The following is a 13,879-nucleotide window of genomic DNA, read 5'->3' as shown; positions in this document are numbered from 1 at the left end:
ACCTGTGGCGGTCTCGCGCGTTGTACAGGGAATGTGCGACGCGCGAATTCCAGGCCGCACGCCTGGAAGGAGGAGCGAATGACGAATGTGACGCGCCTGCCCGGTCCCATCGCGGACGTTTGGGACTGGCAGCGGCTCGGACTGTGCCGCGGACGGGACAGCGCCCAGTTCTTCCATCCTGACGGGGAACGCGGCGCCTCCCGCGGCCGCCGGGAGAACGCCGCCAAGAACGTGTGCCGGGCCTGCCCGGTGCGCGCCGAGTGCGCCGCCCAGGCGCTCGCCACCCGCGAGCCCTACGGCGTGTGGGGCGGCTTCACCGAGGGCGAGCGGCTGCGGCTGCTGGCCCTGGGCTGGGAGGACACCGCCGACCGGCGCCACAGCACGGTCGACGTGGCGCGGCTGGAGGCCAAGCTCGGCCTGCGCCCGACGCCGCCCGTGCCGCAGACCAACGCCGGGCCGCAGCAGCCGCTTCGCATGGTGCCCAGCGGGCGCCCCGGCCCGACGCACCCGGCCCCGGGCGTGCCGTCGCAGCGTCGGCCGCAGACGTCGGCGGGCACGGCGCGGTCGCGCACCGCCGCCCGCTGACCTACCTGGACGTCCGCCTCACGGGACGTCCACCTCAATCGAGTGCCACCCCGTGGCGCCGTCGGGATCCGGCGGCGCCACGGCGTCTGTCTGGGTCTGCCCGCCGTTGTCGGTGGCGCGCACCGTCAGCCGGTGCCGGCCCGGGGTGGCCCGCCACTTGAGCGTCCATTGCCGCCAGGTGTCGATCGACGGCACTGGGAGCAGCGTCGCTGTCTGCCATTCCCCGTCGTCGACGCGGACCTCGACCTTGGAAATGCCCCGATGCTGCGCCCAGGCCACGCCGGCAATCATCACGTCGCCGGCCTTCGGTTTACCGCCGTCGCGCGGCGTGTCGATTCTCGATTCGGTCTTGATCGGCCCCTGCGCCGCCCATCCGCGTTTGATCCAATACGCGTCGAAATCGGCGAACGACGTCAGTTCGAGTTCTACGAGCCATTTTGTCGCGGAGACGTAGCCGTACAGTCCGGGCACCACCATCCGCACCGGGAAACCGTGCTCGACGGGCAGCGGCTCGCCGTTCATGGCGATCGCGAGCATCGCGTCGCGGCCGTCGAGCAGCACCGCCGTGGGCGTGCCGGCGGTGAACCCGTCGCTGGATCGGCTCACCACCTGGTCGGCCCCCGCCTTCGGGCGCGCCTCGCGGATCAGGTCGGCCACCCGGACGCCCTGCCACTTGGCGTTGCCGATGAGCCCGCCGCCGACCTCGTTCGAGACGCAGGCCAGCGTGGCGTACCGCTCGATCATCGGCCGCTGCAGCAGCTCCTTGTAGCTGATGGTGATCTCCTTCTCCACCCGGCCGTGGATGCGCAACTGCCAGTCCTCGCTGGTCAGCTGCGGTACCACCAGTGCCGTGTCGATCAGGTAGAAGTCCTTGTTCGGGGTGACGAACGGGGCCAGGTCGGGCAGCCCGGCGTCGGCCTCGGACGGCAGCGGCGACACGGCGGTGTCCGGCGGCACCGGGGGCAGGTTGATCGCGGCCCGGTCGGCCTCGACCCCGCGGCGGGTGGACCACCAGCGGCTCGCGAAACCCAGGACGGCGGCCCCGGCGAGGGTGTACCCGGCCGCGCGCAGGAACGCCCGCCGCTCCTCCGGCGTGGCGTTGTACCCGGTCTCGCGGGCGAACAGCCAGCGCAGGACGGCGGCGCCGGCCAGCGCCCCGACGAGCGTGGGGACGAACGCGTACCAGGGCGCGGCGTGCCGGCTGAGCGCGGCGGCGATGCCGATGGCGGCGAAGAGCCCGATGCCGGCGTACCCGATGATCTCCCGCTTGGCCGCGAGGACGCCGACGACCACGGCGAACGCGGCGAGCAGCGCGATGGTGCCGACGCTCAGCGCCAGCTTGTCGTAGGTGTAGAAGACCTGGACCGCGAAGTCCTTGACCGCGGCCGGAACGTTGTCGATGACCACGCCGCCGACGCTCACCAGCGGGGACGTGGTGGCGCCCGTGACGATGGCGACGGCCTCGGCGACGCCCAGGGCCACGACGGCGGCGGTCAGCGCGGCGAGCGCCCCGAACCTGCGAGTGTGCACGCCCCTAGCATGCGGCGGTCATCCGGGCGGTTCCAACAGCGGTAATCACTCCCTAAGCTTTTGACCGCGCCCGCCGGATGGGCTCAAACCGACCCAGATGCAGATAAGTCGGGCGCTTCGCGCCACGACTTACCGGATTTATAACCTGTCAGGAGAAAAGTTCGAAAAATCCTGATGCCTCCAGGCATCGGGATTTTTCGAGCAAAAAGGCCCGGGTCGGCAGGAACGCCGCCCCGGGCCCGTTCGCAACGGGTCAGAAGCCCGGGCCGTGCGAGTGGCCGTGACCGTGACCGTGGCCGCCCGCGGCCGCCGGCTCCGCCGCGACCGGCTTTTCGACGATCAGGCTCTCCGTCGTCAGCAGCAGGCCGGCGATCGAGGCGGCGTTGGCGACCGCGCTGTGCGTCACCTTCACCGGGTCGACGATGCCGGACTTCACCAGGTCGACGTAGTCGCCCGTGGCGGCGTCCAGGCCGTGGCCGAAGTCGAGCGCCTGGACCTTGCCGACCACGACGTACCCGTCGAAGCCCGCGTTCTGGGCGATCCACCGCAGCGGCTCGACCAGGGCCTTGCGCACGATCGACACACCGACCTTCTCGTCGCCGGTGAGGCCGAGGTCGCCGTCCAGGACCGAGAGGACCTGGGTCAGGGCGGCGCCGCCACCGGGGACGATACCCTCCTCCACCGCGGCCTTGGTCGCGGAGATCGCGTCCTCGATGCGGTGCTTGCGCTCCTTCATCTCGACCTCGGTCGCCGCGCCGGCCTTGATGACCGCCACGCCGCCCGCGAGCTTCGCGACGCGCTCGTTGAGCTTCTCCTTGTCCCAGTCGGAGTCGGAGGCCTCGATCTCCTTGCGCAGCTGCTCGACGCGCCCCTCGACCTCGGACTTGTCGCCGCCGCCGTCCACGATCGTGGTCAGGTCCTTGGAGACCACCACGCGGCGGGCGGTGCCCAGCTGCTCCAGGCCGACGCCCTCGAGCTTGTAGCCGAGCTCCGGGGCGACCAGCTCGGCGCCGGTCAGGATCGAGATGTCCTGCAGCATCGCCTTGCGGCGGTCGCCGAAGCCGGGCGCCTTGACCGCAACGATCTTGAAGGTCTTGCGGATGGCGTTCACGACGAGGGTGGACAGGGCCTGGCCCTCGACGTCCTCGGCGATGATCAGCAGCGGCTTGTTGTTCTGGACGATCTTCTCCAGGAGGGGCAGCAGCTCCTCGATGGCGGAGATCTTCTGGGTGGTGATCAGGACGTAGGTGTCCTCGAGGACGGCCTCCTGGGCCTCCGCGTCGGTCACGAAGTGCGGCGACACGAAGCCCTTGTCGAACTGCATGCCCTCGGTGACCTCGAGCTCGGTCGTGAGGGTCGAGCCCTCCTCGACCGTGATGACGCCGTCGCGGCCGACCCGCTCCATCGCCGAGGCGATGAGGTCGCCGATGGTGGCGTCCTGCGCGGAGATGGTGGCAACCTGCGCGATCTCGGTGTGGCTCGCGACCGGGGTGGCCTTGTCCTTGAGCGCCTTCACGACCGCGGCCGAGGCCGCGTCGATGCCGCGCTTGAGCCCGGCCGGGTTGGCGCCGGCGGTCACGTTGCGCAGGCCCTCACGGACGAGCGCCTGGGCCAGGACCGTGGCGGTGGTGGTGCCGTCGCCCGCCACGTCGTTGGTCTTGGTGGCGACCTCCTTGACCAGCTGCGCGCCAAGGTTCTCGTACGGGTTGGCGAGCTCGATCTCCTTGGCGATCGTCACGCCGTCGTTGGTGATGGTGGGGGCACCGAACTTCTTGTCCAGGACGACATTGCGCCCCCGGGGGCCGAGCGTGACCTTGACCGTGTCGGCCAGGCGGTTGACGCCGTGCTCCAGAAGGTGGCGCGCCTCGTCGGAGAAGCTCAGGATCTTCGCCATGCTTGTTGGATTCCCTTCAAAGCGACACCGCCCCGGCCGCCGGGCGACTGACGCACGGGTCCGGGGCGGTGGCCACTGCTTCTAGTGAAGAAAGGTCACTTCTCGATGACAGCGAGCACGTCGCGGGCGGAGAGCACCAGGTACTCCGCGCCGGCGTACTTGACCTCGGTGCCGCCGTACTTCGAGTAGATGACGGTGTCGCCGACCTTGACGTCGATCGGCACCCGGTTGCCCTTGTCGTCGATGCGACCCGGGCCCACCGCGATGACGGTGCCCTCCTGGGGCTTCTCCTTCGCGGTGTCCGGAATGACGATGCCCGAGGCGGTGGTCGTCTCAGCCTCGTTGGCCTGGACCAGGATGCGGTCCTCGAGCGGCTTGATCGCAACCTGCGTCGCGGTAGTCACGGGCATACCCTCCTGGGGTATCGAGCTTGCTCATCTTGTAGCCCGGTAGAGCCGTCGTCGCGGGTGCCGGCCCCGGCCGGGTTGACTGGCACCCTCGACACGAGAGTGCTAATCGGAGGTTATGTCGGCGGCTAGCACTCCGTCAACTAGAGTGCCAAACACGCCGCGAAATCACCCCGCGATCATTGCGCATAATCGGCTTGTGGAGCTCGACGACCTACTGGCGCTGGACACCGAGGCCGGGCGGGCGGCGCTGGCCGCGGCCGCCGAGCAGCCCGAGGACGATCCGCTGGCCGCGGCCTCGGCGCTGCGGGCCCGCGGGTTCGCGCCGGCCCTGGCTGCGGCCGCGCTGACCCAGGCCGGGCTCCGGCGCAAGGCGGCCGCCAAGTTCGGCCCCGACGCCGCCGTGATGCTCTTCACGCGGGCGGGGCTGGAGCAGGCCACCCGGGCCGCCGTCGCCCGTCGCCGGGCCGCCCGGCTGGCCGCCGCCGGGGCGCGCCGGGTCGCCGACCTCGGCTGCGGGGTCGGCGCCGACACCATCGCCTTCGCCAGGGCGGGACTGCAGGTCCTGGCCGTCGACGCCGCCGCCGCCACGGCCGCCGTCGCGGAGGCCAACGTCCGCGCGCTGCGATTGGCCGATTCGGTACGCGTACAAGCCCGCGACGCCACGGAGCTGGACCTCGCCGAGTTCGACGCCGTCTTCTGCGACCCGGCCCGCCGCACGACGGGCGGCCGCCGGGTGTTCGACCCCCGCGCCTACTCCCCGCCGTGGGACTTCGTCGCCGCCCTGCCGGGCCGGGTGCGGTACGCCGTGCTCAAGCTCGCCCCGGGCATCGACCACGCGCTGCTGCCCGAGGGCACGGAGGGCGAGTGGGTGTCGGTCGACGGCGACGTGGTCGAGGCGGCCGCGTGGTGCGGGCCGCTGGCGAAGGCCCCGCGCCGGGCGACGGTCCTGCGCGGCGGGGAGGCGTCCGAGCTCACCGGCTCCGGCGAGGAGCGCGCCCCGGCCGGCCCGGTCGGCGGCTACCTGCACGACCCCGACGGCGCCGTCGTGCGGGCCCACCTGGTGGCCGAGCTCGCCGAGTCGCTGGGCGGCACGCTGCTGGACCCCGAGATCGCGTACGTCACGACGCCGGACGCGGCGCCGAGCCCCTTTGCCCGGCAGTACGAAATCCTCGAACGCCTGCCGATCGCCCTCAAGAAGCTGCGGGCCGCGCTGCGCGCCCTCGACGTCGGCGCGCTGCAGATCCTCAAGCGCGGCTCCGCACACGACGTCGAGGACCTGCGCCGCCAGCTGCGACTGGAGGGCTCGCGGTCGGCCGCGCTGGCGCTGACCAGGATCAACGGCGAGCACGCCGCGCTGCTGCTCAGACCAGCGGGTGGCCCAGGCGCCGCTCCAGATCGGTGAGGACGTCCTCGGCCAGCAGGTCCGGGCTGCGCAGGCCGAGCTGGCCCATGAGCCGGCGGCCGGTGTCGCGGCACATCTCGTACGTCAGCCGGTCATTGAGCCACCGCAGCCACTCGACGATGTCGTTGACGTAGAAGGCCACGCTCTGCTCGGAGTTGCGCTGCCGCCGCTCCTCGGCCACCACCAGCAGGGCCGCCGCCAGGCGCTTGCGCGGGAAGTCGTGGCCGGCCAGGGCGTCGGCGACGGCATCGGCCCGGTGCCGGGGCGCGGTCGGCGACACCGTCAGCTTCGGGAACGGCGGCTCGCCGGCCGGCCAGACCTGTGCGCTGCGCGGCACGAACTCGGGCTCGAGCACCACGTCGACCCGGGAGGCGTGGCCGGGGTCGTCGACGGCGACGAGCACCCGCGGGCCGTAGCCGCTGACCTTGATGACGTACCGCGACGCACCGCCGCCCTCCTCGACGCAGAACTTGGCGTCGGGCAGCTTGAGCACCCCGTCGAAGACAAGCCGGCCGACCCGCGGGCCCGCGCCCTGCCAGAGCCGCACCCGCACCGGCCCGACCTGCGGCCGCGCGGCGATGCGCACGTGGTGCTCGGTCGCGGTGACCGCGCCGTCGCCGTCGAACACCGAAAGGTCGACGGCGTTCGTGGCGCCCAGGAACAGGTGGCCGGGGCCGAGGTACAACTGGACCGCGCCGATCTGCATGTCGCTATTGTGGGCCAGTGGCGAGCAAGGGCACCCCGGCGACCGCACTGCTGACGCGCGCGAAGATCGCTTTTACCCCGCACACCTACGAGGTCGACCCGCGCGCCGCCTCCTACGGCGAGGCCGCCGCGGCGGCGCTGGGCGTCGACCCGGCGCGGCTGTTCAAGACCCTCGTCACCACCGTGGACGGGCAGCTCACCGTGGGCGTGGTGCCGGTCTCGGCGTCGCTGGACCTCAAGGCGCTGGCCGCCGCGGTGGGCGGCAAGCGGGCCGCGATGGCCGAGCCGGCCGCGGCCGAGCGGGCCACCGGCTACGTCACCGGCGGGATCTCCCCGGTCGGGCAGCGCTCCCGGCTGCCGATCGTGATCGACGAGTCCGCGTCGGCGCTGGCGACGATGTACGTCTCCGGCGGGCGCCGCGGCCTGCAGATCGAGCTCGCCCCGGCCGACCTCGTGCAGGTCGTCGGGGCAACCCTGGCGCCGATCGCCGCGCACTGAAACCATGGGCGGCGTGCGGGCATCGGACGAGGACCGGCGGCGCGTGATCACGGTCCTGCAGCGGCACACCGAGGCGGGCCGGCTCACCCTCGACGAGTTCTCCGAGCGCGCGGGCACCGTCTACTCGGCCAAGACCATGGACGAGCTGCGCGGGGCGATCGCCGACCTGCCCGCGCTCGCCCCGTCCGCCCCGGCTCCCCTGCCGCCCGAGTCGCACGACGGCCGCCAGCTGCTGCTCACCTTCGCCCTCGCGATCGGCGCACTGATCGTCATCGGGGTCGTGTACACCCTGATCAAGTAGCCCACGACCGCCACAGCGCGGCGTAGGCGCCGTCGGCCGCGACCAGCTCGTCGTGGCTGCCCAGCTCCGTGATCCGCCCGTCCTCCACGACCGCGACCCGGTCGGCGTCGTGGGCGGAGAACAGCCGGTGCGCGATCGCCACCACGGTCCGGCCCTCCAGCGCACCGGCCAGCGAGCGCTCCAGGTGCCGGGCCGCCCGCGGGTCGATGAGCGAGGTCGCCTCGTCGAGGACCAGCGTGTGCGGGTCGGCGAGGACCAGCCGGGCCAGCGCCAGCTGCTGGGCCTGCGCCGGGGACAGGGACAGGTCGGTGGCGTCCAGGCCGAGGGCCATCGCCCAGTCGAGGGCGTCGACGGTGGCCAGGGCCGCGAACAGCTCCTCGTCGGTCGCGCCGGCCTTGGCCAGCGTCAGGTTGTCGCGCAGGCTGCCCATGAACACGTGGTGCTCCTGGGTGACCAGCGCCACGTGCCCGCGCAGCTCGTCGAGGGGAAGATCCGTCAGCGGTACCGCACCCAGCTCCACCGACCCCGACCGCGGCGCGTGGATCCCGGCGAGCAGCCGGCCCAGCGTCGACTTGCCGGCGCCCGAAGGGCCGACCATGGCCAGCCGCTCGCCCGGCCGGATCTCGAGGTCGATGCCGTGCAGCACGTCTCGGCCGTCCACATAGGAGTACCGCACCTCGGAGGCGACCAGCCGCTCGTCGACCGGCGTCCGCGCCGGCCCGTCCGCCTGCGGCTCGAGCGCCGCGCGCACCCCGACCACGCGGGCGAGGGAGGCCAGGCCGAGCTGCAGGCGGTCGAAGTACGACAGCACGCGGTCCAGCGGGTCGACGACGGCCACGAAGTACAGCACCGTGGTCGTCACCTGCCCGACGCTCGCCCAGCCCTCGGCGACGAACCAGCCGCCGGCCACGAGCGTCACCACGGGCGGCAGCGCGTAGGAGAACTCCGTGAGGGGATACCACACCGTGCGCAGGCCCAGCGTGTAGCGCTCGACGGCGTACAGCTCCCCCAGGTGCTGCTGGGTCCGCTCCACCCGCGCCCGCTGCCGACTCAGGGTCTCGACGGTCCGGGCCCCCTCGACCGTCTCGGTCAGCCCGTCCACCACCCGCGCGAACGCGGCCCCGGTGCGCAGGTAGCCGTCGGGCGCGCGACGGAAGTACCAGCGCGAGACGGCGTACAGCCCGGGCACCACGATCAGCGCCGGCACCAGCAGCAGCGGCGCGACCAGCGCGATCGCCCCGAGCGTGAGCAGCATCTGCAGCAGCCCGACCACGATCGTCGGCAGCGCGCTGTCCACCGACTCCGACGTCTGCTGCACGTCCCGCGTCGCCCGGCTGAGCAGGTCGCCGGTGCCGGCCCGCTCCACCGTGGACAGTGGCACGGAGAGCACCCCGTCGACGAACTCCTCCCGCAGCCGGGCCAGCACCTGCTCCGCGAGCTGCGCCGAGGCCAGCCGCGCGTACCTGACCAGCACCGACTGCGCGACCACGAACCCGGCGATGGCCATGGCGATCCGGTCCACGGTCCACGTCGTGGTGCCGGCCGCGACCCGCTCCACCAGCGTGCCCAGCAGCGGCGGCGCCGCCAGCCCGGCCGCCGCCGCGGCCAGGTGCAGCACCAGCACCACGCTCAGCCGCCCCGGATAGGCGGCGAACAGCCCGCGCAGGTAGGCCCGCACCTGCGCCGGCGACGCGATCGGCAGCATTCAGTCCTCCCCACGGTTCACGATCGAGGCGTACTCCGGGCAGCCGTCCAGCAGCACCCGGTGCGGCCCGGTCGCCGCTACTCGCCCGTCCGCGCCCACGAAGGCCACGGTGTCGGCCCGGTCGAGCAGCAGCGGGCTGGTCGTGCAGACCACGGTCGTGCGCCCGGCCCGCGCCGGCGGCAGCCGATCGGCGATGCGCGCCTCGGTGTGCGCGTCGACCGCGCTGGTGGGCTCGACGAGCACCAGCACCGGAGGGTCGAGCGCGAGCGCCCGGGCCAGCCGCAGGCGCTGCTGCTGGCCGCCGGAGAAGTCCCGCCCCCGCTCGGCGATCTCGGTGTCGAGCCCGTCGGGCAGCGCGTCGACGATGTCCCCGGCAGCCGCGGCGTCCAGCGTCGCGCCGTCGCCGAGCTCCTCCCGCAGCGCACCGCGGAACAGCCGCCCGTCGTTGTCGGCCAGCACGATGTGTCGCCGCACCTCCTCGAGCCGCATTTCCCGCAGCGGTACCCCGCACAGGCGCGCCGCCGACCCCGGCGCCAGGAGCGCGAGGCGATCCGCGATGCCCGCCGCGTCCTCGGGCCGCACGGCCGCGACCGCCGTGAGCACGCCCGCCTTGACGAACAGTCCCGAGTCGGGGTCCTCGAGGTCGCCGGGCTCCAGCGCCGCCGCGGCCGGGTCGTGCTCGAAGTCGGGCTCGAGCCGCAGCACGTCGACCACCCGGCGCGCGCTCACCAGCCCGCGGGTCACCTTGTCGGCGAACTCGGTCAGCGTCCGCAGCGGCGAGATCAGGAACGCGGCGTAGGCGTAGAACGCCACCAGCTCCCCCGGGCTGATCCGCCCGGCCACCGCGAACCGCGCCCCGAGCCACGTGACCAGCGCGACGAAGCACCCCGGCAACAGGATCTGGGCGGCCTCCAGCATCGACTCGACCCGCGCCACCCGCACCCCGGCGAAGCGCACCCGCTGCGACTCGGTCCGATATCGCGCGGAGAACGCGGCCTCGCCCCCGACGCCGCGCAGCACCCGCAGCCCCGCCACGATGTCCGCCGCCCGCCCCGTGAGTTCCCCGGCGAGCTGCCGCTGGTCGCGCCGCCGGTGGTGCAGGGGTCGCAGCAGCACCCCCACCACCGCCACCAGCACCGGCACGCCGAGCACCACGACCAGTCCGAGCGGGACCGAGACGCGCAGCAGCAGCACGGACACGACGACGATCGCCACCACCGACCCGGACCCGCGCGCGGTGATGTCCATCGCGAGCCCGACCTGGTCGAAGTCCGAGGTCCCGATGCTCACGACCTCGCCGGTGGCCACCCGCCGCTGCAGCGCGGCCCCGAGCCGCGCCGCCTGCCGCACGGTGACCTGCATGGTCCGGAACCCGGCGCTGAGGAAGTTCGACACGGCGAACCGGTGCCGCATGATCCCGCTGAACGCGGTCGCCGCCCCGAGCCCGAGCACCGCGGCCGCCGCCCACCCCAGCCGGGACTTGTCCCCGCGGGCGAGCGCATCCACCCCGGCCCCGATCGCCGCCGGCACGAGCGCCTGACTGACCATCCACAGCACGCCGAAGCAGACGCCCCCGGCGATCAGCGAGAACTGTTGTCGCGCGATCCAGATCAGATAGCGGGCCGCGGACCGGCTGTCGGGCTCCCCGGGCTCGGCGAGAGGCAGTCTGCGCACAGTAGGCGACCGTAACCCCGCCCCGCCCGGACCCGCCTTACATTTATGCCGCGGGTCAGCGGTCGACCTGCGTGAAGTCCCAGAACTGCGGCTTGCGCGCCACAAGGTGCGACGGCGGCTCGGCGAACCCCTCGGGCGTGCTCCCCCGCCACTTGGACACGACCACGAGCCGCTGGTCGGTCGACGCGTACACCTCGCTGCTCAGGTGCATGGGGTGCACCTCGACCTTGGGCAGCATCGCCTCGCAAACCCAGGACAGCAACTCCCCGAACGCCTCCGGGTGCGCCCTGACCTCCCACATGCGCACGATCACGGCGCTGGACTCTACTCCCACCACACCCCTCCAACATCACCGTGCCGTCCAGCCTATCGATGCCGGGCGGGCCGCGCCCCGTCGAGCGGGACAGTACGGTGTCCGTATCCGTCTGGACGCGCTGCGCGACGTGCTGGCCCTGCGCGACGAATCGCTCGCGGCCTGGGTCGTCGAGCACTGCGGGCCCGACCTCACCGAGCTCGACGAGTGGTTCGAGACCGAGCGGCCGGCGGCCGACTACATGGCCGACCTGATGCTCGGGCGCCCCCACGCCAACGAGAACGCGCACCTGTACGGCTACTGCGTGAAGGTGCTGTGCGAGCTCTGGGGCGCGCCGATGGCGAACGACGGGTGGTGGGGGATGCGGTACGGCTGGTTCGACGCCGTCACCAAGACCGTCGCCCAGGCGGGCGTCACCTACGACTTCACCGACCTCATCATCGGCGGCCCCGGCGCCGACGTGCCTCCGCCCGACGACTTTCCCGCCATGGGCCACATCACCCGCGACGACCTCCAGGCACACCTCGATCTCCTGAGCGCCCCCGAGCTGGCCCGGATCGACGACCAGGACGTCGTGACGGCCGTCGAACAGGTCCGGTCCTGGCTGCGGGAGTGCCGCCGCGAGGACACGGACCTGGTCTGCTTCTATCACTGACGCCCGGCGATCGACGCCCCTAGGCGGTGACCGACGTGATCGGCATCGCGGAGTCGGAAGGCAGCCCCAGCCGGCCCGGCTCCGCCCCGGCCGCCACCAGGTGCGAGCCGAGCGCCGCCACCATCGCGCCGTTGTCGGTGCAGAGCTTCGGCCGCGGCACCCGCAGCGTGATCCCGTACTTGTCGCACCGCTCCTGCGCCATCGACCGGATCCGCGAGTTGGCCGCCACCCCACCCCCGATCACCAGCGTCTCGACCCCGTGCTCACGGCACGCGTCGACCGCCTTCGCCGTCAGCACGTCACAGACCGCCTCCTGGAAGGAGGCCGCCACCTCGGGAACCGGCACCGGCTCCCCCGACCGCTCGCGCGCCTCGACCCACCGCGCCACCGCCGTCTTCAGGCCCGAGAACGAGAAGTCGAACCGGTGCTCGGCCAGATCCCGCGGCGCCGTCAGCCCCCGCGGGAACGCGATCGACGCCGACCCCTCGCGGGCCGCCTTGTCGATCGGCGGACCGCCGGGGAACGGCAGCCCCAGCAGCCGCGCCACCTTGTCGAACGCCTCGCCCGCGGCGTCGTCGATCGTCGCCCCGAGCGGCACCACCCCGCCGGCCAGGTCGTCGACCCGCAGCAGCGAGGAGTGCCCGCCCGACACGAGCAGCGCGATCGCCGGCTCGGGCAGCGCCCCGTGCTCCAGCGTGTCGACCGCCACGTGCGCCGCGAGGTGGTTGACGCCGTAGATCGGCTTGCCCGCCGCCAGCGCATACGCCTTGGCCGCCGCCACCCCGACCAGCAGCGCCCCGGCCAGCCCGGGGCCGGCCGTCACCGCGATCGCGTCGACGTCGGCCAGCGTCACGCCCGCCTTGTCCAGCGCCCGCTGCATCGTCGGGACCATCGCCTCGAAGTGGGCCCGGCTGGCCACCTCCGGCACCACGCCCCCGAACCGGGCGTGCTCGTCCACGCTGGACGCGATCTCGTCCGCGAGCAGCGTGTGCCCCCGGACGATCCCGACGCCCGTCTCGTCGCACGAGGTCTCGATCCCGAGAACCAGCGGCTCAGTCTTCGTGCTCACGCATCATCACCAGTGCATCCGTGTTGCTGGGCTGGTAGTAGCCGCGGCGGATGCCGACGGCCTCGAACCCGTACTGCGCATACAGCTTCTGCGCCGCCGCGTTGTCCACGGCGACCTCGAGCAGCACCTGCCGCGCCCCGAGCCGCCGCGCCTCGCCGAGCAGGGCCTCCAGCAGCCGCCGCCCGACCCCGCGCCGCTGCGCGTCCTTGCGCACGCCGACGTTCTGCACCCACGCCTCGTCCGGCGGCGCGAAGGCCAGCCCGGCGTACCCCACGACCCGCTCGCCGTCGCCGGACCGGTCCAGCGCGACCAGGTAGTAGTGGCCGTTGGCCAGCTCGTTCCAGAACATGCCGGCCGACCAGCGCTCCTCGCCGAACAGCTCGTCCTCGATCGGCAGCAGCTCCTCGATGTGGAACCACCGCAGCTCGGCGAGCTCGACCGCGCCCGCGACGCCGACCGCGGTCATTGCAGGGCCGGCTTCCGCTCGCCGGGGAGCACCGCGTCGGGCCGGCGCAGGTACAGCGGCGTCAGCGTCTCCGACGGCGCCTTCGCCCGCACCCGGTCGGCCGACAGCTCGGCGAGGGCCAGGGCCGACGGGTAGCGCGGGCCGTCGAGCGGCAGGGCGAACACGTCGGAGTACTTCTCGGCGCCGTCCCCCGCGGCCCGCTCGACCCCGTCGAGCGCCACCGCCGCGGGCCGGGCCACGTCGGGGCCGGCCTGACGGGCGCCGTCCTGGTAGACGGCCCAGTAGACCTCCTTGCGGCGGGCGTCGGTCGCCACCAGGGCGCGGCCGCGCAGGCGGAGCCCGATCGCGTCGAGGGTGCACACGCCGTGGACCGGGATGGCGAGCGCGTGGCCCATGGCCGCCGCGGTGACCAGGCCGGCGCGCAGGCCGGTGAAGGGGCCCGGCCCGACCCCGGCGACCACCGCGGCCAGGTCACCGGCCGACACGCTGCACTCGGCCAGGACCTCGGTGATCTGGGGGGCCAGCAGCTCCCCGGCGCCGCGGGCGTCGACCGTCACCCGCTCCGCGAGCAGGGCCACCTCGTCGTCGCCGACCCGCACGAGCGCCGCGGTCACCGCTGCCGTCGCCGTGTCCATCACCATCACCAGCACGGGGCCAACTCTAGAGGAGGGG

At 73.2% G+C, this 13,879-nt stretch carries 15 protein-coding genes; 5 read left to right on the top strand and 10 right to left on the bottom strand.

All coding sequences use genetic code 11. From position 1 onward, the window contains the following. Positions 1–78: 78 nt before the first annotated feature. Entirely contained in the window at positions 79–585 is a 507-nt protein-coding gene (locus ABD352_RS30965; protein WP_425553701.1) for a WhiB family transcriptional regulator, read from the top strand. An 18-nt stretch (positions 586–603) separates the two neighbouring features. On the opposite strand, the gene ABD352_RS30960 is transcribed toward ABD352_RS30965, so the two are convergent. The 3 genes from ABD352_RS30960 to groES all read right to left on the bottom strand — a co-directional run bounded on the left by ABD352_RS30960 (position 604) and on the right by groES (position 4,419). Continuing rightward, a complete protein-coding gene (locus ABD352_RS30960) occupies positions 604–2,115 on the bottom strand; it encodes a molybdopterin-dependent oxidoreductase (RefSeq protein WP_344616037.1) in 1,512 nt (503 codons plus the stop codon). A gap of 253 nt (positions 2,116–2,368) precedes the next feature. Continuing rightward, a complete protein-coding gene (gene groL, locus ABD352_RS30955; protein ID WP_344616036.1) occupies positions 2,369–4,009 on the bottom strand; it encodes a chaperonin GroEL in 1,641 nt (546 codons plus the stop codon). 95 nt (positions 4,010–4,104) lie between these two features. After that, entirely contained in the window at positions 4,105–4,419 is a 315-nt protein-coding gene (groES, locus tag ABD352_RS30950; protein WP_344616035.1) for a co-chaperone GroES, read from the bottom strand. A 196-nt stretch (positions 4,420–4,615) separates the two neighbouring features. Here groES and ABD352_RS30945 point away from each other — a divergent pair, with 196 nt between their 5' ends. Beyond that, positions 4,616–5,821: a THUMP-like domain-containing protein gene (locus ABD352_RS30945; RefSeq protein WP_344616034.1), complete on the top strand. Its 1,206-nt coding sequence runs from the start codon at positions 4,616–4,618 to the stop codon at positions 5,819–5,821. On the opposite strand, the gene ABD352_RS30940 is transcribed toward ABD352_RS30945, so the two are convergent. Then, on the bottom strand, positions 5,781–6,527 hold the full coding sequence (locus ABD352_RS30940; RefSeq protein ID WP_344616033.1) for a hypothetical protein: 747 nt from the start codon (positions 6,525–6,527) through the stop codon (positions 5,781–5,783). The two genes, ABD352_RS30945 and ABD352_RS30940, sit on opposite strands and share 41 nt — an antisense overlap. A 17-nt stretch (positions 6,528–6,544) precedes the next feature. On the opposite strand from ABD352_RS30940, the gene ybaK reads away from it, so the two are divergent. Both ybaK and ABD352_RS30930 read left to right on the top strand, forming a co-directional pair. Next, positions 6,545–7,024: a Cys-tRNA(Pro) deacylase gene (ybaK, locus tag ABD352_RS30935; protein WP_344616032.1), complete on the top strand. Its 480-nt coding sequence runs from the start codon at positions 6,545–6,547 to the stop codon at positions 7,022–7,024. 13 nt (positions 7,025–7,037) lie between these two features. Next, entirely contained in the window at positions 7,038–7,325 is a 288-nt protein-coding gene (locus tag ABD352_RS30930) for a DUF1707 SHOCT-like domain-containing protein (protein WP_344616031.1), read from the top strand. Here the strand turns inward: ABD352_RS30930 and ABD352_RS30925 are convergent. Genes ABD352_RS30925 through ABD352_RS30915 form a run of 3 tightly spaced genes read right to left on the bottom strand, consistent with a single transcriptional unit; the run spans position 7,318 to position 11,017 of the window. Next, positions 7,318–9,030 carry an ABC transporter ATP-binding protein gene (locus ABD352_RS30925; RefSeq protein WP_344616030.1) on the bottom strand — a complete coding sequence of 571 codons (1,713 nt, stop codon included), beginning with the start codon at positions 9,028–9,030 and terminating at the stop codon, positions 7,318–7,320. The genes ABD352_RS30930 and ABD352_RS30925 overlap by 8 nt on opposite strands. Further along, complete coding sequence (locus ABD352_RS30920; protein ID WP_344616029.1) at positions 9,031–10,704, bottom strand: ABC transporter transmembrane domain-containing protein; 1,674 nt, start codon at positions 10,702–10,704, stop codon at positions 9,031–9,033. Positions 10,705–10,759: 55 nt separating this feature from the next. Continuing rightward, positions 10,760–11,017, bottom strand: a complete 258-nt coding sequence (locus ABD352_RS30915; protein WP_344616028.1) for a hypothetical protein — start codon at positions 11,015–11,017, stop codon at positions 10,760–10,762. Here ABD352_RS30915 and ABD352_RS30910 point away from each other — a divergent pair. Next, positions 10,914–11,672, top strand: a complete 759-nt coding sequence (locus ABD352_RS30910) for a DUF7691 family protein (RefSeq protein ID WP_425553698.1) — start codon at positions 10,914–10,916, stop codon at positions 11,670–11,672. The genes ABD352_RS30915 and ABD352_RS30910 overlap by 104 nt on opposite strands. A 19-nt stretch (positions 11,673–11,691) precedes the next feature. Here the strand turns inward: ABD352_RS30910 and tsaD are convergent, their stop codons facing one another. The 3 genes from tsaD to tsaB are packed head-to-tail and all read right to left on the bottom strand — an operon-like array spanning position 11,692 to position 13,857. Beyond that, on the bottom strand, positions 11,692–12,741 hold the full coding sequence (tsaD, locus tag ABD352_RS30905; protein WP_344616026.1) for a tRNA (adenosine(37)-N6)-threonylcarbamoyltransferase complex transferase subunit TsaD: 1,050 nt from the start codon (positions 12,739–12,741) through the stop codon (positions 11,692–11,694). Next, entirely contained in the window at positions 12,725–13,207 is a 483-nt protein-coding gene (gene rimI, locus ABD352_RS30900; protein WP_344616025.1) for a ribosomal protein S18-alanine N-acetyltransferase, read from the bottom strand. The genes tsaD and rimI overlap by 17 nt, the downstream gene beginning before the upstream one ends. Next, positions 13,204–13,857: a tRNA (adenosine(37)-N6)-threonylcarbamoyltransferase complex dimerization subunit type 1 TsaB gene (gene tsaB, locus ABD352_RS30895; RefSeq protein WP_344616024.1), complete on the bottom strand. Its 654-nt coding sequence runs from the start codon at positions 13,855–13,857 to the stop codon at positions 13,204–13,206. Before tsaB ends, rimI begins: the two co-directional genes overlap by 4 nt. Positions 13,858–13,879 lie beyond the last annotated feature (22 nt).

This window comes from Dactylosporangium salmoneum, from assembly GCF_039532525.1.
GTDB classification, from domain to species: Bacteria; Actinomycetota; Actinomycetes; order Mycobacteriales; family Micromonosporaceae; genus Dactylosporangium; species Dactylosporangium salmoneum.
The sequence above is the reverse complement of the archived record's forward strand: the minus strand, read 5'-3'. Positions and strand labels throughout refer to the sequence as shown.